The sequence below is a fragment of the Rhizobium sp. SEMIA4064 genome, from assembly GCF_003025035.1.
Taxonomy (GTDB): Bacteria; Pseudomonadota; Alphaproteobacteria; order Rhizobiales; family Rhizobiaceae; genus Rhizobium; species Rhizobium paranaense.
The window spans coordinates 15,242-39,856 of the sequence record NZ_PYJN01000019.1 but is presented as its reverse complement, the minus strand read 5'-3'; the positions used below and the strand labels follow the sequence as shown (position 1 = coordinate 39,856).

Annotated in this window: 25 protein-coding genes; 13 read left to right on the top strand and 12 right to left on the bottom strand. The window is 59.7% G+C overall.

The window, feature by feature from the left end; translation table 11 throughout:
- Positions 1-155 precede the first annotated feature (155 nt).
- From olsE to C9E91_RS13920, 3 genes are all read right to left on the bottom strand, one after another.
- Positions 156-1,157, bottom strand: a complete 1,002-nt coding sequence (gene olsE, locus C9E91_RS13930; RefSeq protein ID WP_107108901.1) for an ornithine lipid hydroxylase OlsE — start codon at positions 1,155-1,157, stop codon at positions 156-158.
- 251 nt (positions 1,158-1,408) lie between these two features.
- Positions 1,409-2,071: a GNAT family N-acetyltransferase gene (locus C9E91_RS13925; RefSeq protein ID WP_107108900.1), complete on the bottom strand. Its 663-nt coding sequence runs from the start codon at positions 2,069-2,071 to the stop codon at positions 1,409-1,411.
- A 35-nt stretch (positions 2,072-2,106) separates the two neighbouring features.
- Positions 2,107-2,790, bottom strand: a complete 684-nt coding sequence (locus tag C9E91_RS13920) for a pyridoxamine 5'-phosphate oxidase family protein (protein ID WP_107108899.1) — start codon at positions 2,788-2,790, stop codon at positions 2,107-2,109.
- A gap of 94 nt (positions 2,791-2,884) precedes the next feature.
- Here C9E91_RS13920 and pdxR point away from each other — a divergent pair, with 94 nt between their 5' ends.
- Complete coding sequence (pdxR, locus tag C9E91_RS13915; RefSeq protein WP_107108898.1) at positions 2,885-4,312, top strand: MocR-like pyridoxine biosynthesis transcription factor PdxR; 1,428 nt, start codon at positions 2,885-2,887, stop codon at positions 4,310-4,312.
- Here pdxR and C9E91_RS13910 read toward each other — a convergent pair.
- From C9E91_RS13910 to C9E91_RS13900, 3 genes are all read right to left on the bottom strand, one after another.
- Complete coding sequence (locus tag C9E91_RS13910; RefSeq protein ID WP_107108897.1) at positions 4,287-4,868, bottom strand: histidine phosphatase family protein; 582 nt, start codon at positions 4,866-4,868, stop codon at positions 4,287-4,289. The two genes, pdxR and C9E91_RS13910, sit on opposite strands and share 26 nt — an antisense overlap.
- A 98-nt stretch (positions 4,869-4,966) precedes the next feature.
- Complete coding sequence (locus C9E91_RS13905; RefSeq protein ID WP_107108896.1) at positions 4,967-5,173, bottom strand: hypothetical protein; 207 nt, start codon at positions 5,171-5,173, stop codon at positions 4,967-4,969.
- Positions 5,170-5,925 carry a COG4280 domain-containing protein gene (locus C9E91_RS13900; protein WP_107108895.1) on the bottom strand — a complete coding sequence of 252 codons (756 nt, stop codon included), beginning with the start codon at positions 5,923-5,925 and terminating at the stop codon, positions 5,170-5,172. Before C9E91_RS13900 ends, C9E91_RS13905 begins: the two co-directional genes overlap by 4 nt.
- Before the next feature lie 203 nt (positions 5,926-6,128).
- Here C9E91_RS13900 and msrB point away from each other — a divergent pair, with 203 nt between their 5' ends.
- Positions 6,129-6,617, top strand: coding sequence for a peptide-methionine (R)-S-oxide reductase MsrB (gene msrB, locus C9E91_RS13895; RefSeq protein ID WP_107108894.1), 489 nt, complete (start codon positions 6,129-6,131; stop codon positions 6,615-6,617).
- A gap of 37 nt (positions 6,618-6,654) precedes the next feature.
- Here msrB and C9E91_RS13890 read toward each other — a convergent pair whose 3' ends face one another.
- Positions 6,655-7,695 (bottom strand): LLM class flavin-dependent oxidoreductase, encoded by a 1,041-nt coding sequence (locus tag C9E91_RS13890; RefSeq protein ID WP_107108893.1) that lies wholly within the window; start codon positions 7,693-7,695, stop codon positions 6,655-6,657.
- A 211-nt stretch (positions 7,696-7,906) separates the two neighbouring features.
- Between C9E91_RS13890 and C9E91_RS13885 the strand changes: the two genes are divergently transcribed.
- Complete coding sequence (locus C9E91_RS13885) at positions 7,907-8,284, top strand: cupin domain-containing protein (RefSeq protein WP_107108892.1); 378 nt, start codon at positions 7,907-7,909, stop codon at positions 8,282-8,284.
- 66 nt (positions 8,285-8,350) lie between these two features.
- On the opposite strand, the gene C9E91_RS13880 is transcribed toward C9E91_RS13885, so the two are convergent.
- Entirely contained in the window at positions 8,351-10,012 is a 1,662-nt protein-coding gene (locus tag C9E91_RS13880; RefSeq protein ID WP_107108891.1) for a phosphoethanolamine transferase, read from the bottom strand.
- Between the two features lie 256 nt (positions 10,013-10,268).
- On the opposite strand from C9E91_RS13880, the gene C9E91_RS13875 reads away from it, so the two are divergent.
- Complete coding sequence (locus tag C9E91_RS13875) at positions 10,269-10,679, top strand: response regulator (RefSeq protein WP_107108890.1); 411 nt, start codon at positions 10,269-10,271, stop codon at positions 10,677-10,679.
- Positions 10,680-10,702: 23 nt separating this feature from the next.
- Here C9E91_RS13875 and C9E91_RS13870 read toward each other — a convergent pair whose 3' ends face one another.
- Complete coding sequence (locus tag C9E91_RS13870) at positions 10,703-11,467, bottom strand: phosphatase PAP2 family protein (RefSeq protein WP_107108889.1); 765 nt, start codon at positions 11,465-11,467, stop codon at positions 10,703-10,705.
- 188 nt (positions 11,468-11,655) lie between these two features.
- Positions 11,656-12,033, bottom strand: coding sequence for a VOC family protein (locus C9E91_RS13865; RefSeq protein ID WP_107108888.1), 378 nt, complete (start codon positions 12,031-12,033; stop codon positions 11,656-11,658).
- A 430-nt stretch (positions 12,034-12,463) separates the two neighbouring features.
- Between C9E91_RS13865 and C9E91_RS13860 the strand changes: the two genes are divergently transcribed.
- Positions 12,464-12,859: a YciI family protein gene (locus C9E91_RS13860; RefSeq protein ID WP_107108887.1), complete on the top strand. Its 396-nt coding sequence runs from the start codon at positions 12,464-12,466 to the stop codon at positions 12,857-12,859.
- A 31-nt stretch (positions 12,860-12,890) separates the two neighbouring features.
- On the top strand, positions 12,891-14,159 hold the full coding sequence (locus C9E91_RS13855; RefSeq protein ID WP_107108886.1) for an RNA polymerase sigma factor: 1,269 nt from the start codon (positions 12,891-12,893) through the stop codon (positions 14,157-14,159).
- Positions 14,160-14,251: 92 nt separating this feature from the next.
- Here C9E91_RS13855 and C9E91_RS13850 read toward each other — a convergent pair whose 3' ends face one another.
- Positions 14,252-15,652, bottom strand: coding sequence for an MFS transporter (locus tag C9E91_RS13850; protein WP_107108885.1), 1,401 nt, complete (start codon positions 15,650-15,652; stop codon positions 14,252-14,254).
- Between the two features lie 121 nt (positions 15,653-15,773).
- Between C9E91_RS13850 and C9E91_RS13845 the strand changes: the two genes are divergently transcribed.
- The 7 genes from C9E91_RS13845 (at position 15,774) to C9E91_RS19835 (ending at position 23,216) form a co-directional block, all read left to right on the top strand.
- Entirely contained in the window at positions 15,774-16,769 is a 996-nt protein-coding gene (locus tag C9E91_RS13845) for a LysR family transcriptional regulator (protein WP_107108884.1), read from the top strand.
- Between the two features lie 20 nt (positions 16,770-16,789).
- The gene (locus C9E91_RS13840) at positions 16,790-17,308 is read left to right on the top strand and encodes a GNAT family N-acetyltransferase (protein ID WP_107108883.1); all 519 of its coding nucleotides are present in this window, start codon (positions 16,790-16,792) and stop codon (positions 17,306-17,308) included.
- Between the two features lie 128 nt (positions 17,309-17,436).
- On the top strand, positions 17,437-18,543 hold the full coding sequence (locus C9E91_RS13835) for a hypothetical protein (RefSeq protein WP_107108882.1): 1,107 nt from the start codon (positions 17,437-17,439) through the stop codon (positions 18,541-18,543).
- Positions 18,544-18,939: 396 nt separating this feature from the next.
- Positions 18,940-19,512: a PE-PGRS family protein gene (locus tag C9E91_RS13830; RefSeq protein ID WP_107108881.1), complete on the top strand. Its 573-nt coding sequence runs from the start codon at positions 18,940-18,942 to the stop codon at positions 19,510-19,512.
- Positions 19,513-19,637: 125 nt separating this feature from the next.
- Positions 19,638-21,383: a type I secretion system permease/ATPase gene (locus C9E91_RS13825; RefSeq protein ID WP_107108880.1), complete on the top strand. Its 1,746-nt coding sequence runs from the start codon at positions 19,638-19,640 to the stop codon at positions 21,381-21,383.
- Positions 21,380-22,822: an HlyD family type I secretion periplasmic adaptor subunit gene (locus C9E91_RS13820; protein ID WP_107108879.1), complete on the top strand. Its 1,443-nt coding sequence runs from the start codon at positions 21,380-21,382 to the stop codon at positions 22,820-22,822. Before C9E91_RS13825 ends, C9E91_RS13820 begins: the two co-directional genes overlap by 4 nt.
- A gap of 115 nt (positions 22,823-22,937) precedes the next feature.
- Positions 22,938-23,216 (top strand): transposase, encoded by a 279-nt coding sequence (locus C9E91_RS19835; RefSeq protein ID WP_028751823.1) that lies wholly within the window; start codon positions 22,938-22,940, stop codon positions 23,214-23,216.
- A gap of 1 nt (position 23,217) precedes the next feature.
- On the opposite strand, the gene C9E91_RS13810 is transcribed toward C9E91_RS19835, so the two are convergent.
- Positions 23,218-23,955 (bottom strand): LuxR C-terminal-related transcriptional regulator, encoded by a 738-nt coding sequence (locus C9E91_RS13810; RefSeq protein WP_107108877.1) that lies wholly within the window; start codon positions 23,953-23,955, stop codon positions 23,218-23,220.
- Between the last annotated feature and the right edge of the window lie 660 nt (positions 23,956-24,615).

Here is a 24,615-nt window from a genome sequence, read left to right as displayed (position 1 = left end):
TGAAATAGGTTTCCGAGCACTGGTTGCATCCTGGAATTTTACGGCGACGGTTTCGACCAAAAAAGTCTACGCCTCCCGCCATCGCTGGCGCGGTGAGCATCGCGGCACTATTCGCCGTGGCTAACGCTTCGATGCCAACCAGCGGATGCTGGTCGTCATCCCTCAGCTCGTTTGCGGATCGGCTCGTCGGCCTGCTTGCGTAGAGCGGCCTTCCTTGCCGCCAGCTCTTCCTTGGCCACCAGTTCCTTCGGCTTTTTCCCAATGATCTGCCTGCGTCCCTTGGTGGAGAAGGGTTGCACGAGCTGCGCCAGGAAACCCTTAGCGACCTTGCCGGTGATGCCGATGTCCGTGGAGGAGGGGCGGGGCGGGTTATAGTAAGTACCGAGGATCTGGTCCCAGATCACGAGGTTTTCGCCGTAATTGGTGTTGCCCTCGGAAAGCAGTTTCGAGTGATGCCAGCGGTGCAGGCGTGGCGTCGAGAGGAACCAATCGAGCGGGCCGGTACGCACGTCGATGTTGCAATGGGTGAGGAGGCCGATAAACGCGGTTACCGCGCCAATCCACAGGAAAACCGGCAGCGGCGCACCGAGGAGATAGAGCGGGATCTGGCCGAGCGCGATCTTGAACAGCGAATCGATGATGTGGAAACGTCCGGTATTGATGACCCACAACCGCTCGACGCTGTGATGCAAGGCATGGAAACGCCAAAGTGTCAGGTACTCATGCGCAAGGCGATGGGCCGCATAGAGGCCGAATTCGGCGATGATCAACCCCAGCACGACCTGCAAGGCCATCGGCCATTGCTCCGGCCAAATATGCGCCTGATGGCTCAGAAAAGGTTGCGCTACAGTCGCCACAGCCATTGGAAATGACGTGGCGATGGCTGCCGCGATCTGCACGCTGCCCTTGCTCAAAAGGGTGTGTGCGATGTTGCTAAACGTCTCGCCGTCGCGCTCCAGCCAGGTCTCCTCGTAGGGCATAAGCCGCTCGAAAAGCGCAATCGTCGCCACGGCGGAGAGATAGACGACATTGAACCAAAAGAGCTGCATATGCGACTGAAACGCAAAATAAGAGCCTGTCAGTCCGGCGCAAAAGATTGCCGGCCACAACAAGGATGAAACAGCAGCGTAGAGACGCGAACTGTTTTGAAATGTCATGCCATTATCCTCGGATTCTAGTCGATCGGGTGAGCTTGCGCGTAAAATACGCGCGATATGTACCGCGAGGATTGTGGGCGAGGAAGCGAAATTTTAATCCGAGATGGAAGCGTTGTATCTCGCCGTGTTGCGGTTGGTCGGCACGGGCCGCCGATTACGGAGGTTGTCGAGACGATACGAGGCGCATTCCGAATGGTTTGAGGGGAACACATCATCGTGCTCCCCCTGTGCAAGGTCGATAAGCTTCGTTTCTACCCGAATGCCAGCTTGCTTTTCTGCTGCCCGGCCTCGTCAAAATTCTCAGGCGACAGCCATCTTTCGTAACCGGCCTTCAGGCGCGGCCAGTCGGCGTCGATCATGGCGAACCAGGCGGTGTCGCGATTCAGGCCTTTGGCGACCATGTGCTGGCGGAAGATGCCTTCGAAGGTGAAGCCGAAACGTTCGGCAGCGCGCTTCGACGGCTCGTTGAGATTGTTGCATTTCCATTCGAAACGGCGATAGCCGAGCGTATCGAAGACGTAGGAGGCGAAGAGATAGAGCGTTTCGGTGGTGATGCGGCTGCGGGCGATCGCCGGTCCCCAGAGGATGCTGCCGATCTCGATGACGCCATGCACGGGATCGATGCGCATCAGCGCCTGCCGGCCTTCGGCCTTGCCCGTCCGCTTGTCGATCGTCGCAAAGAACAGCGGATCGGTGCCGGCGGCAGCTTTTTCGAGCCAGGGCGTGAAGGCGGCGAGGTCGGCCGGTGCACTCTCGAACAGATAGCGGAAGCGATCGTCGGCTCCAGGCGCTTGGGCCGAGGCGTAGAGATCGGCGCCATGGCGGGCCGCGTCGAGCGGCTCCAGCCGGACATAGCAGCCTTCCAGGGTGATGCGTTCTGGGCGCGGCACACCGTTCCAATTTTCGAGGTTCATGTCGAAGTCCTTTGGTATCAAATGCGAAAAATAATCTATCGAATCCGGCCCGATTGTATCAGTGCCGCGAGCGGTTCGGGTAGCTCTATCCCTTCGGGCAATCCGGACGCCGCTTCCGCCGGGGCCAGATGGCTTTGCACCGGCAGAACGCCTGCCCAGACGGGGAAATCCGCCTCGTCGCTATCGCCTGGCGGGCCGTTGCGAACCTTGGCCGTCGCCTCGTCGATTTCCATCCTCAGTACTGACGTCGCTTTCACCTCCTGGCGCGTCATCGGCCGCAGACTGTCCCAGCGGCCGGGAAACAGATTTTCGATGAAGCGGCGGAGCGCGTCGGCCTTTTCCTCGACATCGTCGACAAGGCGGGCTGTGCCGAAAACCATGGCGGAGCGGTAGTTGACCGAGTGGTTGAAGGCGGAGCGGGCAAGGACGTAACCATCCATGAGGCTGCAGGTGAGGCAAACAGGCATATCCTCGGCCGCGCGCAAAAAGCGGCTCGCCGCTGAACCGTGCCAATAGACATGGTCGCCTTCGCGCCAATGCAGTGTCGGCGTCACATAGGGTGCGCCGTTGATGACATAGCCGACGTGACAGAGGGGCGCGGCATCCAGAATGGCATGGACATCGGCACGGGCATGGCTGCCGCGATGATGTTCGCGCCGCACGCGTGAGCGTTCGGTAGTCGGATAGTCTTCTGTCTGCGGCGGGTAAAGGTCAGCCATGATGTCCTCATCGGTATCATTTCTGTTTATGCGCCAAAGAGGTAGGTTATAAACGGCCAGTTTTTCTATTTCTTGCAGACCAGTTGGAGATGTCATGACAGCCGTCGCACAATGGCCGACGCTCGATCGAGTGGCGGGCGATTTGGAAGGCCAGGTGTATCGCGTGATGCGCGATCGCATTCTCCAGGGGCAGATGCCGCCGAGCCAGCGGCTGCCGTCGACACGAACGCTGGCGATTTCGCTCGGCGTCGCACGCTCCACCGTGGTCAACGCCTATGAGCGGCTGAAGGCGGAGGGCTATCTGCAATCGACGACGGGTGCTGCGACCCGCGTCGCCGCATTCACGACACCACCTCTGCATGGGCAAGCTGCGTCGACGCCGCTCAGTCCGATGCCGGTGGCCGAGGGTGCCGCGGGCGGCCTGTTCGAGCCGGGCGTGCCAGATGTCTCAGCTTTTCCGCACGCTGCCTGGGCACGTTGCCTCGGCGCTCGCGGCCGTTCGCTGCGGGTGCATGATCTCGGCTATGGCGCTCACAGCGGTATTCGCGAGCTGCGTGAGGCGATCCTTGATCACATCTCCGCCACACGCGGCGTGATTGCCCGCCCCGAACAACTGCTCATCGTTCCCTCCACCGTGGCAGCGATCGATCTGCTGGCGCGCCTCCTGCTGCGGCCCGATCGTCCGCATGGCACAGTCGCCTGGATGGAAGAGCCGGGTTATGAGACAGCACAGGCCTTGCTGCGGATGGCGGGCGCGGATCTCGTGCCGGTGCCATGCGATCAGGCGGGTATCGATGTCGGCAGAGCGGTCGGTCCGCCGCCGCGGCTGATTTATGTCACGCCCTCGCATCAATATCCGACCGGCGTCACGATGAGCCTGCCACGCCGCCTGGCGCTACTGGAATTCGCCCGCGCCAATGGTTCGGTCGTGCTGGAAGACGATTATGATAGCGAATTCCAGTATGCCTCCCGCCCGATCGCCGCGCTGCAGGGCATCGATCGCGGCGAAGTGGTTGCCTATCTCGGCACTTTCTCGAAGACGCTGGCACCCGGCCTGCGCGTCGCCTACGCGGTCGTGCCATCCTGGCTCGTATCCGAGGCTGCGGCCGCGCAGCGGCTGAGAGGGGCTGTCGTGCCGATCCATATCCAGGCGGCGCTTGCCGATTTCATCCGCGAAGGCCGCTTTCGTGCGCATCTGAGGCACATGAATGCGGTCTATGCCGAGCGGATGGCAGCGGCTGTTTCGGCACTGAACCGTCATTGCGGAGATCGGCTCGAGATCGGCGGGGGCACTGGCGGGCTGCAACTGGCCAGTTGGTTCCGGGACCCTGGCATCGATGATCAGGCGGCCATACGGGAGATCAATGCCCATGGCTTCGCACTTCGCTCCATGTCTGCCCTGCATCTTGGTCCGCCGCGGCAGGGCCTGCTGTTCGGTATAGCGCGCATGGCGCCCGAGGCGGCGGATGCGGCGGCGGCAAAGATTGCCAAGCTGGTCAAACCTCATTCCAGCGGCGGATGACCGGTTCGCTCAGGTCGTGTTCATAGCCGAGGATGCTGATGCTGGTGGTGTCGAGCACGAAATGTGCGCCACCTTGCGGCGGCAGACTGAGCCAGCGGGCGGCGAAGACCCTCAGAAAATGCGCGCTGGAGAAGATCAGGACGTTGCCGGTTACCTCCCGAAGCTCGCTGATGATCCGATCTGCTCTCGCGCCGACATCGGCCGCAGTCTCGCCGTCAGGGCATCCGTCACGAAAGAGTTGCCAGCCGGGTCGCTGAGCCAGGATTTCCTTGGTGGTGACGCCTTCATAGGCACCATAATTCCACTCCGCCAGATCGTCCTTGACGACACGCGCATCGCCGAAGCCGGCGAGCGTGCTGGTGCTTTTGGCGCGCTGGGACGGGCTTGACCAGACGGCGGCGAAATCGATGGCGGGCAGGCGGCTCGCGACCTTGCGGGCGGCTTCTTCACCGGCGGCGGTGAGGGGAATATCGGTTCGCCCGGTATGCCGACCGGACAGGCTCCATTCCGTCTGTCCGTGCCGAACCAGATAGATTTCCGGATACGCGCTGCTCATCTGAACGCCTCTCGATCGCGCTGAAACTCCCGTAATTCTTCGCATCCGCGAGACGCTCTGTCGAGGGAGGATATCAGCGCTTGCAGAGGGATTTCAACTCATCGTTTCACGGCGCGGCGGACGCTGTGCATCAGAATGGCGAGGCAGCCCAGCAGCAAAAGAAGCCCCCCGATCAATGGTGGCAGGCCGAGAAGCTTGACCGCGACGGCGACGATGATCACCAGGATCAGGGAAAAAGCCGCGAGGCTGCCATCGTCGATGAACATGCCGATGAGTTCGGATATGGCGATGCGGATGACGTTCATTGGGCTGCCTTTACTGTGGATTTGCCGACGGAGCCGCGCAGGCCGCGGATGATGGCGAAGGACGCCAGGGCAACGATTGCGAAGATGGCGATAAGCGCAAGATCGGCGCCCGGCCAATCAGCGCCAATTCCTTCGCCGGTCCAGAAGATGCCGAAGCTGGTCAACATCAGCCCGACCACGAATTTGAGCGTGTTTTCCGGCACGGTGGCGAGGGGGCGATGCACCAGCAGGCCGATCAGCATGACCAAGATGAAGGCGGCGAGGGCGCCGATGCCGGCATAGAGCGTCAGGCCATGGGCACCGCCGACGGCGATGACGATGAAGACCACCTCGACGCCTTCCAACAGCACCGCCTTGAAGGAGGCAAGGCCGGCGAGATAGTCGGCGCGCCGGTCTTCGGATTGTTGGCGGAGCGCTGCCGTTTCCTTGGAGAAGGCTGCTTCCTCATCGTGCAGAGCGATAACGCCGAGCGAGCGCAGAATGGCCTTTCGCAGCCAGCGCATGCCGAACAGGATCAGCAGAACGCCGACGACGAATTGCAGCGTGGTGATCGGTACCAGCGCGAGCAGCGGCCCGAAGATCAGGACGAGGGCCGCAAGCACCGCAAGCGCGAGAGCGGCACCCGTCAGCGCCGGGCGCCAGCTTCGCGTGACCCCAACGGCAAGGACGATGGTGAAGGCTTCCACGACTTCGACGAAGGAGCCGAGGAAGGAGGCCGTTATGGTGGAAAGAATGGGTGTGAGACTGTTCATGCAGTGAATCCTGGATAACGGATAGCTGTTGATTTTGCGTGATCTTATCCGAAAGCCGCTCGAATTTTTCGAGTAAGACCATGCCGAAAGTCACATTCATGATCACGTTTCGGTGCTTCCCGCGCAGATATGTAACAAAATCCGCATTGGCGCCGTATATTTTGCGGGACAGGTGATCGTCCCTTCTACGGGAGGTTCCAGGAATGTTGAACAGACGACTTCTTCTCATCGCTGCCGGCCTCGGGGCGGTTGCGGCTCGATTTGGTTTGGCATCAAGCCCAGCCGTTGCGGCCGGGAAATTTCCCGTTACCCACACCGACGAAGAATGGCACAAGCTGCTGACGTCGGACCAATATTCCGTACTGCGCGAGGAGGGGACGGAATATCCGTTTTCCAGCCCGCTGTTGCACGAGGAGCGCAAAGGCAATTTCGCCTGTGCCGGCTGCCAGCAGGATGTTTTCTCCTCAAGCACGAAGTTCGATAGCGGCACCGGCTGGCCGAGCTTTTGGGCGCCGATCGATGGCGCAGTCGGTACGACAGAGGATCATTCCTTCGGCATGACGCGTACCGCGGTGCATTGCAGCCGCTGCGGCGGCCATCTCGGCCATGTCTTTCCCGACGGACCAAAGCCGACAGGTCTGCGCTACTGCATGAACGGCGTTGCCATGTCATTCCACGCGATTTCGGCCTGATTGCCGAAAATGAGCACCGTGATCCTTTTTCTGGATATCAGGCGTCGCCTAATGCTGCCCGTACCGCGGGGATCACTTTCTGGGCATAAAGTTCGATGCAGCGCATCAGTTTGCTGTGGCTGAGCGTGCCGGCGCTGTATTTCAACTGGAAGCGGCTGATGCCGAGCGTCTTGATGACAGGCGCGAGCTTGGCGGCGACCGTTTCGGGCGAGCCGACATAGAGCGAGCCGTTTTCGATCTCGCTTTCGAATTCGTCGCGCGTTATCGGCGGCCAGCCGCGTTCGCGGCCGATGCGATCGCGCATCGCCTTGTAGTTCGGCCAGAGCTCCTCGCGGGCCTGATCGTCCGTATTGGCAATATAGCCCGGCGAATGGATGCCGATCAGCTGAACAGGGCGGCCCAATTGCGCGAATGCCCTGTGATAGAGATCGATATACGGCCGAAAGCGATAGGGGCTGCCGCCAATGATCGCCAGCATCAGCGGCAGATTATATTGCGCGGCGCGGACGACCGAAGCCGGACTGCCGCCAACACCGATCCATGTTTTCAGGTGACCCTTCTCGATCGTCGGGAAGACGCGTTGATTGCTGAGCGGCGGGCGCGTCGTTCCCTTCCAGGTGACCGGCTCATTGGAAAGCAGAGCCGCGAAAAGATCGAGCTTTTCCTCGAACAGCTTTTCATACTGCGACAGCTCAAAGCCGAAGAGCGGGAAGGATTCTGTGAACGAACCGCGGCCGAGGATCACCTCCGCGCGCCCGCTTGAGGCGGCGTCCAGGCTGGAAAAGCGCTGGAAGACACGGATGGGATCATCGGAACTCAGAACCGTCACGGCCGAGCCGAGGTGAATCCGCGACGTGCGGCCGGCAATGGCGGCAAGCACCGTTTCCGGCGAGGAAATCGCGAAATCCTGGCGATGATGCTCGCCGATGCCGAAGAAATCGATCCCGAGCTGGTCTGCGAGCACGCCTTCCTCGATCACATCGCGGATGACCTGTGCATGAGATTCCGGGGCCTCGTTTTCGTCCTGCGTCACGTCACCGAAAGTATCGAGCCCGAATTCGACAGTGTTTGCCGTCATGATGTTTCCGTTGCCTATCGCAATTGCGTTGTGGGCATTTACGCGCGTTCCCGCAGGCGAACCATCCGCAAAGTTTCGGAGGTTTCCTTCGAAGAATTCGATATGGCCGTGATGGTAGCGGGAGGTGTGCCCCAAATGCCGGGACCGTTGCGTTTGGCGGAGCCGCCGTCGATAGTGTCCCTGGGCACCCGATCGTCGGAGGAAGAGGCGCATGTCAGAGCTGAAGAAAATCAATCTCACGAAGGCCTTTGCGGGGTTCAATGAGCCCTGGGTCCCGCGGATCTGCGGGGACATCAACGACTTTCAGATCAAGCTAGTCAAACTCGAAGGCGCCTTTCATTGGCACCATCACGAAGAGGAGGACGAGTTGTTCCTCGTTGTCAAAGGCACGCTTCGCATGAAGCTGCGCGAGGAAAATGGCGGCGATATCGTCCTCGGCCCCGGCGAATACATCATCGTGCCGCACGGCGTCGAACATTGCCCGACCGCGGAGCCGACATGCGAGGTCCCGCTGCTGGAGAGGAATACGACGCTCAACACCGGCAATGTCGAGAATGAGCGCACGGTGCGTCAGCCGGCGCGGCTTTGAAGGATGTGGGACGAATTGCGGCTTCGGTTTAGCGAGACCGCAATTCGGATTCGGGGCTGACAGCCATCAATTCAATTGTGCCAGCTTGTTCGGCGGACGGCATTCGGCGAACACATCGAGGCTGCGGTCGTAGACCTTCGTCGCAATATCCATCAGGCCGAGGACGCTGTGGAAGATGTTGTCGTGAGAATGGGTGCCGTCAGCGGCGCGTTTTGCCAGGCAGGTCATGTCATAGCCGCCGGTCTTCGCCAGATCGTCGGCCAGCCAGACCAAGAATGGCACATGGGTCTGTTGCGCAGGTGCGATGATGTATGGTGTACCGTGCAGGTAAATCCCGTTCTCGCCAAGCGACTCGCCGTGATCGGAGAAGTAGACGACCGCGCCGGACAGCGAGTTTGAGCGCTGCTTCAATTTATCGATCACCGCCGAAACGATATGATCGGTGTAGAGGATCGTATTGTCATAGGCGTTGGTGATCTCCTCCGGCGTGCAACTGCCGAAATCGTTGGCGCGGCAGTCGGGGGTAAAGCGGCGGAACTCGTCGGGATAGCGCTGGTAGTAGGCTGGGCCATGGCTGCCGAGCTGGTGCAGCACGAGGACGCTGTCTCCTTTGATATGGTCCAGCCAGTTATCGACCTTGTCCACCAGGATCGCATCCAGGCATTCGCCATCCTTGCAGAAGCGGGGATCGGCCGATGTCGGCAGATAGGTGTAGGGCACGCGGTCGGTGACGTGATAGCTGCCAGTATCATTGTCCAGCCAGGAGACATCGACCTTGGCATGGGTCAGCACATCAAGCAGGTTCTGCGTCTCGAGGCCCTTCAGGTGGGTATATTGCTCCCGCGTATAGACCGAGAACAGGCAAGGGATCGAGGTTGCTGTCGCCGTCCCGCAACTGCTGGTGTTGGGGAAATAGACGACATTCTGTTTCGCCAGCTCCGGATTGGTCATCTTGCCATAGCCGCCGAGGGAAAAGTTTTGGGCTCGCGCCGTTTCGCCGGCGACGATGATGGTCACACGCGGCTTGCCGTTGTCGTTCGTGCCAACCCTGTGGGCGTCCGTGCCCAGAGGCTGCGCGACGATGCTTGAATCCTTGCGCGAATTGATGGCGTAGCGCACGGCGCTGGTGATCGGCATGACTGGATTGAGCATATCCACGAGATCGGGGTGCGCACGGCCGACACCTGCGAACGTCTTGTAGAAGCTGGTGCCTGCGATCACGAAGACGGCGAGGCAGGAGAGGATGACAGCGGTATTATGAGCAAGCTTCTTGAGAAGGGGACGATGCGCAATGCGCACCCACGCAATCACCAGAGAGGGTAAAACGCCCGTCAGCAGCACATGTGTCGCAAAGCGCAGCGTGATCAGATGGCCGGCCTCGGCACCCGTCGATACCGCCGCATTGCGAATCATCTCCTTGTCGATGATGACCCCGAACTGATCGTTGAACCAGGAGGACACCGCCGCCACGAGAACGAAGAAAATCAGGATCGGCTTCGTGAGGTATTTGGCGGAGAAAAACGTGAAGAGCGCCATGATGGCCGCGGCGATGCCAATGGCGAAGGCGGCAAAGGCGGTGGGTTCCGCAATAAAATAACCGTAGGCCTTGGTCCAAAACGTCTGGTTCGTCACAAGAAGGATATAAATCGTGGTTAAAAGGCAAAGAGTGACGCTGCCGATTGCTGGCCGGACGCTTTGCCGGCCAGGCTGGATGTTTTTATCGTTCAATGTTTTTCTCCAAGGCGTTTCCTGAAAAGCGGGTCGGGAAACCGTAAACCGCAGCGCATAGGACGCGACTTTGACTATTTTAAAGCGCGGGACCGTGCCCACCGTTGCTGACATTTACCTGAACGATATTCGTTTGTGCACTACTGATTGGCGATCGCTGTCCCTTATCTACTCTTTTCCGCCTGCGGGCAGGCGAATTTCAGGTCGCCGTCAGAAATCCCGATCATAGCTTCATCTCTTGCATAAGGGAGAAGTCGTGCGGATTTTGCTGGTCGAAGACGATGCCACCATCGGCAATGCAGTGCAGGATCATTTGCTTGCCGAAGGCTGGGCAGTTGATTGGTCGATGGACCTGCGGTCCGCGATGGCGGCGGTTTCGGCCGGAGCTTATAACGTTGTTCTTCTCGACCTTCGCCTGCCGGACGGAAGTGGCCTGGAATTGCTAAGATATATGGGGCCGAAGGTCTCTTCGATGCCGGTGATCATCATGTCCGCTTATGATCAGCTATCGGATCAGATGGCCGGAATGAGCATCGGTGCGGTCGATTATCTCATAAAGCCGTTCGGGCTCGGCGAACTCGCGGCCCGCATCCGCAAGGCAACGACGCCTTCAAGCAAAGGAAAACCGGGAAATTGCCGCTCGCACGTTCTTCCGAAAGTCGGCTGAACGGCGCAGCCACAATCCTCTCCTCAATGCTGCTGCGATCTGGAGTTGAAGAACTCGAAAACGCTCAGCATGGCTGCGAACATGACCAGCGACAAAAGCCAACCGAGGACTGCGTCGGACAGATAGTGCGCGCCGGTCAGCACACGCATCGTCGGCATCATAATCGATGTCACGGCGAGGGGCACCCCTAGAGGAAGACGCCAGCGTGGCGGCAGCAGCAGGGCGAGACAGAGAAGCCATCCGGCCGATGACGACTCTCCGGAAACGAAGGAACAATTCCTGAGGCACTTGCCGGCAAACGAGCCCGCCTGAACGAAATCCAACGCTCCACCGAAGAGATCGGTATCGCGGGGGCGCGGCCGGCCGGAGAAGGCTTTCAGGATCAAGTTGACGATGAGGCCACAGCCAATCGCAAGCGACAACAGCGCCGCCATGCACTGATCGATTTTCGGCGTGCGCCAGTTGGGTCCGAGTTTCTTCCAGGAGAGGAAGGGAACTGCAAGCAGCACGATCACCGCGATATAGGGTAAAACGAGCGTGATCGAGCGCAGGATGACGAAGGGCCGATCCTTGTCGTAGGCAAACATGCCGCAGATGTCGTCGGCCGAATCGGTCCACGGACAAGGCTTACTCGTAAAGACGCTGCGGGCGACGGAAATATCGATCTCGGGAAATCTGTTGAAGAGAAGAAGGAGCAAACACCACAGTGCCGACAGCGCCAGGAAAGAGGCAAGCGGCTTGCCGAACGGCGCAGCACTTTTGGGGTAAGCAGCATAATTGTCGTACATCAGGAAAGGCCGTTTTCCGTCATCGCATATAGGAATAGGGCGAGATTCGGCTCTCGCGAAACGCGCTAACGATCTTCGCCCAGCTTTCCCTACGGTAGAAGCCTGACAGCAGCCTGAAACATCAGATGCTTAGGAAGTGCGGTTCGTCTTCTCGACGGGCAGCATTGTTATCTTGCTTTGCGCGCCCGTCACTCGCCGGTCTGGAAATAGGCTTCGAGACGATAGCCGTCGGGATCGATGACGAAGGCTGCGTAATAGAATTGGCTGTAGTCAGGCCGGATGCCCGGTTTGCCGTTGTCTTCGCCGCCATTGGCAAGCCCGGCGGCGTAAAAGGCGTCGACGGCCTCCTGGCTTGGTGCGACGAAGCAGAAATGCAGGCCGGAGCCGCGATCCGCCGGAACGGGGTGCTCCACCTCCATGACCCAGAACTGTGCCCGTTCAGCGCCATATCCGACCGTGCCGTCGAAATTCGACAGCCGCTCATAGCCGAGCGGCGCTAGCGTCGCATCATAGAATTGCCGTGCTCTTTCCAGGCTTTTGACGCCAATCGAGACATGATCGAACATAAATGCAGGCTCCTATTATCCGCTTCCTCGGCCTCATGATTGCCAAGGCTAAGGGTACGACATCCCTTCAAAATCCAATGGCTTCGGATGTTGGATCCAACCATCTTTCAACGACCGTTTGAAGTCAATGAAGAGTGGCAGGCGCCCATTTGGGATCTTGTGCACGAGACGCGCTCGATTCTCTGCATTGGGCAGATTGCCTGCACACAACTAGAATTGATAGGGTGGCGGTGCTGATGGATTTCGACGAATTGCAGGCTTTCGTGGGGCGTTTGATCAATCCGCTTGACTCACAATCAAGACTTGGCAACTCAGCCGCACATTTTTTTCAAATCGTCTGTCGATTTCCGAAGGGTTGCTTCGTCGTCGTATTGAGCGAGACAATTTCGCGGCAATGGCGCCAGCGGCTCGGCTCGAGAGGAATGGTCAAATGCGTTTCATGTCTATCATCACTTCTGCTCAAATGGGCATGCCGACGCCGGAGCTCATGGAAGCCATCGGCAAGCTCGCCGATCGCGAGATCAAGGCCGGCCGCATGATCGATACCGCCGGACTTATGCCGATGGAAACCGGAGCCCGCGTCAGCATCAAAGACGGAAAGCTCGTCATCGTCGACGGCCCGTTCGTCGAGGCCAAGGAAGTGGTCGGCGGCTATGCGATCTTCGAATTTCAGAACAAGGAGGAGGCTCTGGCGCTGACGGTCGAATTCATGCAGCTCCACATAGATCACATGCCGGGCTGGGAAGGCACCTGCGAGGTTCGTCCGTTCTTCACGCCGGATATGAACCCATGCAGCGCACACTCGGTCGCGGTCGCGGTCGCTTGAGGCGAATGGCTGAAAGAAGGGACGGGCGGCCGTGACGGCCGCCGACGCCCACCGCACGATCCTGGCTGTATGGCGGATCGAGCAGCCCAGGCTGATCACCAGCTTGGCAAGGATGCTGCGCGACGTGCCGTTGGCGGAGGACCTCACTCAAGAAGCGCTGTTGGCGGCGCTGGAACGGTGGCCCGAGACCGGCGTTCCGGAAAGGCCGGGTGCATGGCTGATGGCGACCGCCAAGCGGCGGGCGCTGGATCATCTGCGCCGCCGCCCGATGCTTGAGCGCAAGCATGAGATGATTGCCCTGGATATGGACGAGGAGCAGCAGGCCATGCCCGATGTAGACGCTGCCCTCGACGATGACATAGGCGACGAATTGCTCCGTCTCGTCTTCACCGCCTGCCATCCGCTGCTATCGCGGGAAGCCCGCGTCGCATTGGCGCTGCGGATGATTTGTGGCTTGACGACAGAGGAGATTGCCAGAGCTTTTCTGCTGCCGGAGGCGACGATTGCCCAGCGCATTGTCCGCGCCAAACGAACCCTTTCGGAGTCGGGGCTGGCCTATGAGACCCCCGGCGGCGAGGAACTCGCGCAACGGCTTGCCTCCGTATTGGAGGTCGTCTATCTGATTTTCAACGAGGGCTATACGGCGGCGCGCGGCGAGGACTGGCTGCGGCCGCAGCTCTGCAACGAAGCGTTGCGCATGGGCCGCATCCTCACCTCCATTGCACCGAATGAGCCCGAAGCGCATGCGCTGCTGGCGCTGATGGAACTGAATGCCTCACGCACCGCCGCGCGCACAGATGCCGTCGGTGAGCCGATCCTTCTGCTGGAACAGAACCGCGCCCTTTGGGATCAGCTACAGATCCGGCGGGGACTGCGGGCACTTGCACGGGCGCGGGACCTCGGCGGCGCGGGCGGCGCTTATGCACTGCAGGCGGCAATCGTCGCCTGCCACGCGGAGGCTCGAACGGCCGATGCGACGGATTGGTTACGTATTGCTAGGCTCTATGGGGAGCTGGCGGCGCTTATGCCTTCGCCGGTCATCGAACTCAATCGCGCGGTCGCGGTGGGCATGGCGGAAGGGCCGGAGGCGGGGCTGGCGATCGTGGATCATCTCGCAGATGAGCCGGCGCTCAGGGGATATCACCTGCTGCCGAGCGTTCGCGGTGATCTGCTCCAAAAACTCGCCCGCTACGGGGAGGCTAAAGCCGCTTTCGAGGCGGCCGCTGCTCTGGCCGGAAACCAGCGGGAACGCGACCTCTTGATGCGGCGTGCCGCCGAGGCGGCATCGCTGTTGTCATAATGGCATCCTCCGACAATCCGCTTCGGGACGATCGGAGCTGGGCTGATGACGAGTACCCGCACCCGAGGTGATGCGGGTACTCGCGACGCCGACTATTCCGCCGCCTGATAGACATTCGAACGCGATGTCGATGTCCTCGGGCCGACCGCCGCCAGCAATGTCACCGTAGCGGCCAATATCGCGACGAAGGCGGTGCCGGCGATATAGGGATTCCAGCCGAAGCTTGGTGCCGCGCCGAAGATGGCGGATGCGGCTGCCAACACGATGCCGCCGCCGATCTGGAAGGAGGCGAACAGCAGCCCGGAGGCCAGGCCCGACTTATCGTCTTCGACATCGGACAGTGCCGCCACCTGCACCGACGGATAGGTCATGGCATAGCCGACGCCAAGCAATAGCTGAGAGACGGCGACGAGCAGGATCGGATTGATATTTCCGACCGAGAGGACCCAAAAGACATAGCTGATAGCCTGCAGTCCGACACCAAGCGTCATCAGGCCGGTCGTGCCGCGATTTTGCCCGATCGCCGCAAATCGCGGTGCGAGGAACATCACGCAGACGCCGCCGAAGGCGAAGGAGAAGCCGGTGGCGAAAGCCGACCAGCCGACGACGTCCTGATAGTAGAGCGTCGCGATGAACTGGAAGCCGACATAGACGCCCTGGAAGAGCGCGGCGATGGCGTTGGCATGGCTGAGCTTTGCCCGCCGGAAGATGGCAAGCGGCACCATCGGATCCCTGTGCCGCGCTTCGACCAGCAGGAAGAGCAGGATGAGGACCAGCGCCGCGACCAATGCTCCCCAGGTGGGAAATGCCTGCCAGCCGGCGGCAGCGGCGTTGGTGATGCCGAAGACGAACAGCAGCAATCCGGGCGTGATCGTCAGCGCACCGGCCCAGTCGAAGTGAGGCCGCGGCCCGGTCCGCTGATGATCGGCAGGCAGGACGAAGGGCGCAAGCACCAGAGCGAGGATGGCAACGGGCGCTCCCATGACCAGCGTCGCCCGCCAGCTAATGATGGTTGCGGCTCCGCCAAGCACCATGCCGAGCACAAAGCCGGCGGCGCCAGTAGAGGAGAACACCCCGAGCGCCTTGGCGCGGGCGCTTCCTTCTCCAAACACGGACAGCAGTAGGGCGAGCGCGGCCGGCGCGGTGAAGGCTGCGGCAATGCCTTTGATCAGGCGTGCAGCGATCAAGGTCGGCGCGCTGTCGACGAACCCGCCGGCGATGCTGGCGGCGGCGAAGACGCCAAGCGACCAGAGGAAGACGCGGCGGTGGCCGAAAAGATCGGCAACGCGGCCGCCGAGCAGCAGAAAGCCGCCATAACCGAGCACATAGGCGCTGACGGCCCATTGCAGCGATGTCGCCTGTATGCCGAGCTCGGTTTGGATTGCGGGCAGGGCCACGCCGATGGTGGAGACATCCATGGCGTCCAGGAAGTTGGCGGCGCAAAGCAGCAGCAATGCCAGCCCGGCCCCACTTCGTGATTTGGAATAAGTCATCGGAATCGTTCCTTCCTATGCTGCCGTCTCTCGGGAGGTTGGCGGGCGGCAGGGAACGAGAAAATGTACAGCTTCTAACCCTATTGCAAATTGATAGTAACCATGCCAGGTATTACTGGTGATGATGAATGATGCTACGCTTCGAAAAATCGATCTCAATCTGTTGCTCGCCTTTTCCGTGCTCATGCAGGAACGGAATGTGAGCCGCGCTGCCGAGCGCCTGCTGCTTGGCCAGCCCGGCCTGTCGGCTGCGCTGCGTCGATTGCGCGAGACGCTCGATGACGAATTGTTCGTGCGTGTCGGGCGGGGTCTACAGCCGACGCCGCGCGCACTCGCCATTGCGCCAGCCATCGAGGATGCACTTTCGGGCATCGAACGCGCCATCCGCCCGCCAACGGCCTTCGACCCGGCAAGCTGGCAGGGCGAGTTCCGCGTCGGCATGTGCGACAATCTCGAATCCGCTTTCTTCGGCCCGCTGGTGGCGCGGTTGCGGCTGCAGGCGCCAGGGGCGCGTTTGATCGGCGTGGCTTTCGACAAGCGTGACGCCGGGCGTTTGCTGGACGAGGGCGCCTATGATTTCAGCGTCTCGGTGCATGACGAGCCGGCATCCTGGCATATTCGCGCGCCGCTGTTCGAGCAGGCATCGGTTTGTATCTACGACCCTCACCAGCTAAGGCTGACCGCGCCGCTGAGCTTCAAGGATTTTGTCGCCGCCGCTCACGTCACCGTGTCCTTTGAAGGCAATACATCGAGCAACGTCGATATTGCTCTCGCCCGCACCGGCGATCGCCGGCAGGTGGTGGCGACGGTGCCGCGCTTTTCGGCTCTGCCGACGGTTTTGCGGGCAATGCCGGCCATTGCCACGATCCCGGAATCCATTGCCCGCTGCATGGCCCAGCTTCATGGCCTCACCATTTCGGAGCCGCCGCTTGATCTGCCGGCCGAGCCGGTGACGATGCTCTACCGTCGCGTTGACCGGACGGACAGCCGGGCAGTTTGGTTCCGCCGGCTGTTCGTGGAAATCGCGGCAGAGTCATTGCAAGCATCCGGGTGCCGCATGGGCGTTTCCACGGCTGCCTGCTGCTTCGACCAGGTTCCTTTGGCTGAGGCAGTGTGAAGCTTCAAGAGAGCGGCCCCATGCCATCACCTTTGGTCAGACACACGAAACGCCTGCTGCTGCGCATGCCCGCGGAGGCGGATCTCGATTTCGTGACGGACCTCTTTGCCCGGCCGGAACTCGTTGCGCATCGGCCCGATCCCACACCGGATACGCGGGACGCAAGTGCTCAACGTCTCTCTCGTGACATGGAGCATTGGCGTAATCACGGATTCGGTCGCTGGGCTGTCGAGGCGGATGGCAGGCTGATCGGCTTCGGCGGCGTGACGGTGTCGAAGGAATTCGACGGTCTCAACCTGTCCTATCACCTGCATCCGGATAGCTGGGGACAGGGCTATGCGACCGAATTGGTAGATGATGTTTTATCTTTCTCGTTCAACAGCTTGCATGCCGAACGGATGATCGGTCTCGTCCGCTCGGCCAATGCCGCTTCCAGACATGTGCTGGAAAAATGCGGCTTCACTTTCGAGCGTGAAGTCATGCTGCACGGTGCGCCGACCAATCTCTTTGCGCTCACGGCTTGCGGCCAAATGGGATGACCGCCAAACGGCTGTCATCCCGCCCATATGGGCGTAGACGAATTGCAGGCTCTTCTTTTTGCCCGTCCCATTCCACAATGGGGTTCGACAATCCGCGCCATGCGCGAGAGTGCAAGGGGGAGACCGCGATGACGGAAACTCGTCTGACAGGGGAAGACGCGTCCAACGCGAGCATGAGTCAAAACGTGCTCTCCGGTGTCGGTGCAGGACATCTGGCGCTGGTTCCGACATGGATGCCGTTGGATCTTGCATCGAACCAGAACGTCAATTCCGCAGGAAGCGGCGGCGACGGAATCGCGACCGGCCTTATCAGCAGCAATCCCCTCGCGATCTTCATCCCATCCAACACGGCGGTAGCCGGCCCTCATTCGACAGTAGACGCCTTTCAGGGCAATGGTGCGCTTATCAATCAACACTCTACCGAAATGGCCGGCCTAGGCGGCGATGGCGGCAGCGGCAATGTCGCGCTCGGCGGTATCGGCAGCACCTCCGTCAACCATGCCGGAACTGGCGGCAACGGCCTGTTTTTCGGCGGTATCGTGAGCTCCGATGTTGCCGTCTTCGCTCCGGTGAATACCGCCGTCGCTGGCGGTGAGGGATCCGTCGCGCATTCGGAACAGACGAACAACGCAGCGTTTCTGCAAGGTGCAACCCAGATCGGCGGCGTCGGCGGCTCGGGCGGCGACCATAATCTGGCTGCCGGCGGGGGGCCGGAGAGCGGCGGTTCAAACGCCGGAAATACACTCATTTTCAACGGTGACAACTATGCGGGCCATGGTGGCGATGGCCACTTCATCGGCAGTATGATCGATGTGAACGTCGCCATTTTTTCGCCAATCAACATCGCGATCGGCGCTGCTGGCGGCTCGGCGGAAGCCCACCAGACGAACGATGTGGTTTTCGACCAGGGCGGTATCCAGATGGCGGGTATCGGCGGCAATGGCGGTAGTTTCAACTTGTCGTCGGACACGATCTTCACCGGACACAGCGTGGGTGGCGGCGGCGGATCGGGATCTTCGACCGGCAGTTTGGTCGATGTCAGCCTCGGATATTTCCATCCGATCAACATTGCTGTTCCGGCCGGCGGCACGGCCGACGCCCAGCAGATCGACCATGTCCTCACCGATCAGCATACGCTGCAACTGGCGGGCATAGGCGGTCACGGCGGTGAGGGTAACCTGACGGATGCCCATTCGGCTCTCGTCGATGACATCCTCAATTTCATGCACACCTAGATCGGCTGAGCCTTTCAGAGACTGCTTTATCTTTTGTTTTTTCGCAGTTGCGGATGGAAAAGCCGCTCAGCACTTTTGTAGAAATTGCGTCAGAAGCGCGTGTTCGCAGGAACACGCGCAGATCATTTCAGTTCCGCGTTCCAACTCTCAACGGAAGCGTTCGTAGAGAGCATGCCCCCTTTTTGCGAGCCCCGTGCCTGCTGTTATTTCGGCATAACCATTTGGGATACATCCTCTTTCCCGGCCATACCCCACCCAAAGGGACATCTCCGAATATCCGGCTGGTTCACCGGTTGAATTGCGAGCACTGTCTGCAAGCGGTTTTCTTGCCAGGTAATGACGTACCGGCATCGGGCCGTGGGAGACTTTCGGACCGAATAGGAGAGGAGCTACACTATGCCTATTCCACAGATAACTGACACGATCAATCTCACCGATCCGTCTGCAGGCAACGCAAATGCCGGCAATGGCGGCGATGGATACGGCAATGGTAATATCCATTATGATCCCAGTGCCTATGTCAATAACTACCAGGACGTCTACGGCGCCTCAACTGATCTCCATAATGGCGATCACGTTCATCAGACGGCTGACTGGGATGCCGGCGGTGGCGGAGCTGGCGGATTGGCCCAAGCTTATAACGCCGCGTTTTCAGCACTCACCAGCACCGGTGGAGCTGGCGGGAGCGCCACTTCGAACGGTAGCCAAGGCTCTGTGAGCGGCGGCGACGTAGCAGCGGTTTCTGCAGCCACGACAGCTACGCAAACCACCCAGTCGTTTGTCGACCAGCATGCCACTATCGTGTCCGGCGCCGGTGGTAATGGCGGTAACGGCAACCTGGCCGAGGGCGGCAGCATCTCGACGGCATTGGTTCATACGGACACCCTCAGCACGGCCGTATCGAATGCTTTCGATCATTTTGACAATTCTTTCGGCGGCAGCATCGACGTGCACCACCTCGGTACGTGATCGATTTATGCCAACCGGCCCGTTAATTCGGGTCCTGAGGATCGCAGGTTCAGGCCAGCGATCCTCGTATTTATGACAGTTCGACCAAGCATTCGCCTTGTCATAATCCGGAGCTGCGAGATCTGATGACGCCAACAAATCTTGCACAACCCCAGCGCCAGCAAACTCAACTGGTCATGGCACTACGGGCCTGCGCCGGGGCCTTCGGCTTGGTCTTTCTCTATAGCAGCGGCTATAATCTCTTTCTTCTCGCCCCTTCCATCTATCTTTTGCAAATATACGACCGGGTAATGTCGAGCCGCAGCGTCGATACGCTGGTGATGCTGACACTCATCGTCGCCGTTGCGGTGGTGGTCGGATCCACCCTTGATATCGTCCGCAGAGCAGCGCTTTCACGCATCGGCAGTTGGCTGGACCATCGTCTGCGTCCGGACGTCCTGAACGCTTCATTCGAATACGCGTCCCGTGCGGATACCAGTGTTGCGGCCGATTGTTATCGCGACCTTGCCTCGCTGCGTCAGTTCCTCGATTCACCGGCAAGTGCACTTCTTTTCGATATTCCCTGGGCTCCGGTATTCCTGCTGCTGCTCTTTCTCGTTCATCCTCTGCTGGGCGTGATCGGCCTTCTGAGCGCAGTCGCTCTCCTGTCGCTCGCCCTCCTGACGGAACTGGCGACGCAGCAGCCGATCGCACAGGCGAATCTTGCGCTGTCGCGGAGCTACATGCGGCTTGCGACGGCTCTTCGATATATTCAGGTGATCCGTGCCATGGGAATGCAGGACGGTGCGGCGCAGATCGTCTACCGCGATGCCGAGAGGGCCAGAAAAGCCCAGGACACCGCGATGCACCGCACCGAGATCATTCTGGGGTTCTCGAAATCCATCAGGACACTAACCCAGATTCTGGTCATGGGAGCGGCCACCTGGCTGGTGCTCGCGGATAACAGCAGCCCCGGTATCATCTTTGTCTCAAGCCTGTTGCTCGGCCGCGGTCTTGCACCCGTCGAGGGCGCGATCGGCGCATGGCGCTCGTTTGCGTTTGCGCGCAACTCCTTCAATCGTCTCAACAAGATGCTGATCCTTGTGTCTACGCAGGAGGATCCCAGAACGATCCCTGTTCCCGATCCGAGTGGCCTCATCCTGGACAATGTCGGCTACGCCTTGCAGTTTGCTGATCGGCCCATAGTGAAGGGCGTCACGCTGCACCTGTTGCCGGGTGATTGCATGGCGCTCATCGGCCCGTCAGGATCCGGCAAGTCGACGCTCGGCCGCATCATGGCCGGCGTCCTGCATCCGACAAGCGGATGCACCCTTCTGGGCGGCGTCGACATTTCCGCGCTGCGCCTTTGCGGCGATACTCGTCATGTCGGCTATCTGCCACAGGATATCGAACTTTTCGGCGGAGCCATCAAGGACGTCATCGGGCGCCTGGACGGCGCGGACCCCACCAGGGCCATCGAAGCGGCCAAGCTTGTCGGACTGCACGAAACGATCATGCGGCTGCCGCAGGGCTACGAGACCGACATCGGCGAGGGTGGGAACTTGCTGCTGCGCGCTCAGCGGCAGCAGCTCGGATTGGCACGCGCCGCTTACGGAAATCCCTCGCTCGTGGTGCTCGACGATCCGAATTCCAGTCTGGACTATGAGGGCGAACGCATCCTGTACAACGCGATCGAACGCATGAGATCCAGACGAATGATCGTCGTCATCATTACCCATCGGATGGGAGTTCTGCCCATCACCAACAAGATCGCGATCATGCGCAATGGCATGGTCAATGCGTTTGGGGAGAGCGAGCATATATACGACACCTATCTTCGCCCGCCGTCGCCGGCGCCGGCGCAGACACTGGAAGGAAAGGCTGCGTCATGACCACCGTCCTTCCTTCCGGCGCTTCAGCCAAATTCATAAACGCGTCAAACCCAAGCAGCCGGTCTGCACAGCGATTGGAAGCGGCCAAGAAGTTCCTGAGCTATGCCCCTGTCGTCGATACCGATTTCATGAGGCTGGCACCGCCGTCGCCGATGCCGGTACTACGGTCAGTGAAGCGGACGGGCAATCTGCTGATTTGCGTGTTCATTCTGGGTTTCGGGATTTGGTCGCTCCTGGCTCCGCTGAAGAGCGCGGCGGTGGCGTCGGGTGTCGTGGAGCCGGAGTTCAGCCGCAAGACCATCCAGCATCTGGAGGGCGGAATCATACGACAGATTCTCGTCAAGAACGGTGACGCCGTCACTTCGGGGCAGGTGCTCATCGAACTTGACGATACGAAGTCGCGGTCGGAACGGGATAGCGTTCAAGGGCAGCTCTGGGACGCCGAGGGCATGCATGCGCGCCTGGTTGCCGAAGAGAGTGGCACCGACCAGATCACCTTCCCACAGGACCTTATAGCGTTGATGAACGACACTCCGTCGGTCAAAGCCATCATGGTGGGGCAGCAAAGGATATTCGAGACGCGCCGCCAGGTGATGCAATCCGAGATCGGGATCACGCAGGAGAAGATGCGGCAGGTTCAGCAGGAGATCATGGGTCTCGGCGCGCAGAAGGCATCGCTTGCCGACAGGGCCGAGATCTCCCGGCAGGAGATGGAGTCGGCCACCAGCCTCGTTTCCAAAGGGGCGGAGAGAAAGAGCAGGATTTTCAATCTCGGGCGTGAGAAGGCCGACATCGATGGTCAGGCTGGTGAGGTGGACGCCCAGATATCGCGTGCCTATCAGGTGATCAGCGAGGCGCAGGCCAATCTGGTGAAGCTGCAGAGCGATCGGTTGAATGAGGTCGCTCAGGGTCTGCGCGACACGGAAAGTCAGATTCTGCAGTTGAGCGAACGTTTGCGGGCGATCGACGATCAGCTTGCCAGAACCGAAATCCGGGCGCCCGAGGACGGGGTGATCATGGACCTGCATTTTCATACGGCAGGCGGCGTGGTCGGCGCGGGTGAACCACTTGTCGATCTGGTACCGCGCGAAGCCCATCTCGTGATATCGGCCCATGTCCGGCCGGAGGATATTAATTTGGTGCGACCGGGGTTGGATGCACAAGTTCATCTTCTACCTTATAATCAGCGGCGGGTTCCGCTGCTGAAAGGTATCGTGGACTATGTCTCCGCGGATCGCCTTGTCGATAAGCAGACCGGTCAGGCCTACTATGCAGCGACGATCCGCGTGACAGACGAACGATTGGCGAAGATGCACGATGTCGCGATGGTTCCGGGCATGCCCGCCCAAACATTGATCGAAACGGGCAAGAGCAGTGTCGCGTTTTATGCAATCAGACCGCTTCTGGATAGCTTCAACAGAGCGTTTCGTGAGGATTGAAGTGAGCTCCGAAGCAGAAGACTCGGAAATGCGACGCGAATATGGATTGGTACTCCCACCATTCCTTCCTGGCGCCTCTGAATTTCTAGCATGTCGCCGTCGAAGGGACGCAGTGATGGGTAAGAGAAAATTCAATGATGACAGGATCATGGACATTCTGAAGGAGCATCAGGGTGGCATGACAGTGACGGACGTGTGCAGCAAATACGGGATCAGCGAGCCGACCTTCTATCGGTGGCAATCCCTGCAGCTCAAGAATGTCGGCTTCGACGTCAAAAGGCTCAAGGCCCTGGAGGAGGAGAACCGGAAGCTCAAGAAGCTATTGGCTGAGACCATGCTGGCTGCGGCAACGTTAAGCGAAATGCTTGAAAAGACGTCCAAGGAAAGCGCTTAATTTACGATGCCGCCACATCATGTCCGTTGGTTAGCCTATAACCTAGACGGGCAACGACTTCGGTCCGGTTCTGGACCTGCAACTTGCGCATAATGTGCTGCACGTGCATTTTCACCGTGTGGCCTGACAGGTTGAGCTTTCCCGCAATGACCTTATTCGAACAGCCGCGCTGCAATTCTGCAAGCACATCCGCTTCGCGCGGCGTGAAGTCGGCAAGATCGGGACTATGCGCCCGCGCCTCTATCATCCTGTGACCATCCTCATGAGAGTCGATGTGCCTGGTTGGGCCGGTCGTCAGCGTATCCAGCGGCTGCGGACAGAATATGCCGCCTGCGAGAACGAGCCGTAGCCCGGCAAGGGCAATCTCTATGGGAATGGACGTGGTGAAGAAGCCTCGAATGCCCATTTTCAGCGCCTGAGAGGCCAGCGAGGCGTCATCCGTACTCGACAGCAGCGCGATCGGTGCTTCGGAAAAACGTTCGGCAATCGCCGTAAGATCGTCAAGCAGACCGGCGCTCTCTACGCTCCTGCCCTCCAAACCCAAAGCAATCAGACGCACGTCCATTCCAAGAGCCCTATCAAGACTCTCAGTAGAGACCATATCAACAAATTCCCAGCCGGCGAGTTCGTGCTCAAGAAGTTTCACGATGGTCGTACGGGCAAGTGTATGGTGGTCTATTATGATGACCGTCGGTGCATTGCGACCGATCCGGCGTTTCGTTCTGGAACTGATGGACACGTGTCGCCCCCCAAGGATAAATGCGTTCCATCTCGGCGCGAATATTATACCGCTTGGTGTTTCATGTCATGATAAAATGGGGATTAATCCCCCTGCGACTCAATGTGACGTAATGTAAGCATCATCTAATCACAACTCTAAGGCGCGGTTTTGCAGGCCACCTAATTGATTGAGGGCGTGCCCGTAAAGCCTTTCCAGGTGCGGTTTTCTCGATTATCGGCGGTCCGAAAAGTGAGACCGCAATCGCGCGACAATGTCCGCAGTCGTTCGGTTTGAGGACGGTAGCTATTGAAAAATAAGGACTGTTCGGATCGCGCGGTGTAATCCTGGGGAGCGGGCTCTCTCAAGAGCGATGAGATCACTCTGTCTTCTATCGGCGCCCAGCCAGAAAGCCTCGGCTGGCGGAGGCTGGAATTCAACCGATGGATGGAAGGTTATGAGAGCCGGCTATCTTGCTCCTGTTATCGGCATATCGCCTCGGAGAGCGTGAGTGTGCAACGCAATGTAAGATCTGCACCTATCCTATCAACAAACTTGCTAGAATTTGATTGGTATCCGATCATTTATGGGCCGACACCGTGAAGATCGTTCTGTCACGATGCCGCGCATTCAGAAGATTAGCCTCTCCTGGCTACGGTGCAGGATCGTTTTCGCTCAATA

Excerpts from the sequence above, each read along its gene's own strand:
- pdxR (WP_107108898.1), top strand. The coding sequence starts at position 2,885 with ATGACAGCCGTCGCACAATGGCCGACGCTCGATCGAGTGGCGGGCGAT.
- olsE (WP_107108901.1), bottom strand. The coding sequence starts at position 1,157 with ATGACATTTCAAAACAGTTCGCGTCTCTACGCTGCTGTTTCATCCTTG.
- C9E91_RS13925 (WP_107108900.1), bottom strand. The coding sequence starts at position 2,071 with ATGAACCTCGAAAATTGGAACGGTGTGCCGCGCCCAGAACGCATCACC.
- C9E91_RS19835 (WP_028751823.1), top strand. The coding sequence starts at position 22,938 with ATGGGTAAGAGAAAATTCAATGATGACAGGATCATGGACATTCTGAAG.
- C9E91_RS13920 (WP_107108899.1), bottom strand. The coding sequence starts at position 2,790 with ATGGCTGACCTTTACCCGCCGCAGACAGAAGACTATCCGACTACCGAA.
- C9E91_RS13865 (WP_107108888.1), bottom strand. The coding sequence starts at position 12,033 with ATGTTCGATCATGTCTCGATTGGCGTCAAAAGCCTGGAAAGAGCACGG.
- C9E91_RS13835 (WP_107108882.1), top strand. The coding sequence starts at position 17,437 with ATGACGGAAACTCGTCTGACAGGGGAAGACGCGTCCAACGCGAGCATG.
- C9E91_RS13890 (WP_107108893.1), bottom strand. The coding sequence starts at position 7,695 with ATGACGGCAAACACTGTCGAATTCGGGCTCGATACTTTCGGTGACGTG.
- C9E91_RS13885 (WP_107108892.1), top strand. The coding sequence starts at position 7,907 with ATGTCAGAGCTGAAGAAAATCAATCTCACGAAGGCCTTTGCGGGGTTC.
- C9E91_RS13860 (WP_107108887.1), top strand. The coding sequence starts at position 12,464 with ATGCGTTTCATGTCTATCATCACTTCTGCTCAAATGGGCATGCCGACG.
- C9E91_RS13910 (WP_107108897.1), bottom strand. The coding sequence starts at position 4,868 with ATGAGCAGCGCGTATCCGGAAATCTATCTGGTTCGGCACGGACAGACG.
- C9E91_RS13820 (WP_107108879.1), top strand. The coding sequence starts at position 21,380 with ATGACCACCGTCCTTCCTTCCGGCGCTTCAGCCAAATTCATAAACGCG.
- C9E91_RS13840 (WP_107108883.1), top strand. The coding sequence starts at position 16,790 with ATGCCATCACCTTTGGTCAGACACACGAAACGCCTGCTGCTGCGCATG.
- C9E91_RS13845 (WP_107108884.1), top strand. The coding sequence starts at position 15,774 with ATGATGAATGATGCTACGCTTCGAAAAATCGATCTCAATCTGTTGCTC.
- C9E91_RS13850 (WP_107108885.1), bottom strand. The coding sequence starts at position 15,652 with ATGACTTATTCCAAATCACGAAGTGGGGCCGGGCTGGCATTGCTGCTG.
- C9E91_RS13830 (WP_107108881.1), top strand. The coding sequence starts at position 18,940 with ATGCCTATTCCACAGATAACTGACACGATCAATCTCACCGATCCGTCT.
- C9E91_RS13905 (WP_107108896.1), bottom strand. The coding sequence starts at position 5,173 with ATGAACGTCATCCGCATCGCCATATCCGAACTCATCGGCATGTTCATC.
- msrB (WP_107108894.1), top strand. The coding sequence starts at position 6,129 with ATGTTGAACAGACGACTTCTTCTCATCGCTGCCGGCCTCGGGGCGGTT.
- C9E91_RS13900 (WP_107108895.1), bottom strand. The coding sequence starts at position 5,925 with ATGAACAGTCTCACACCCATTCTTTCCACCATAACGGCCTCCTTCCTC.
- C9E91_RS13825 (WP_107108880.1), top strand. The coding sequence starts at position 19,638 with ATGACGCCAACAAATCTTGCACAACCCCAGCGCCAGCAAACTCAACTG.
- C9E91_RS13870 (WP_107108889.1), bottom strand. The coding sequence starts at position 11,467 with ATGTACGACAATTATGCTGCTTACCCCAAAAGTGCTGCGCCGTTCGGC.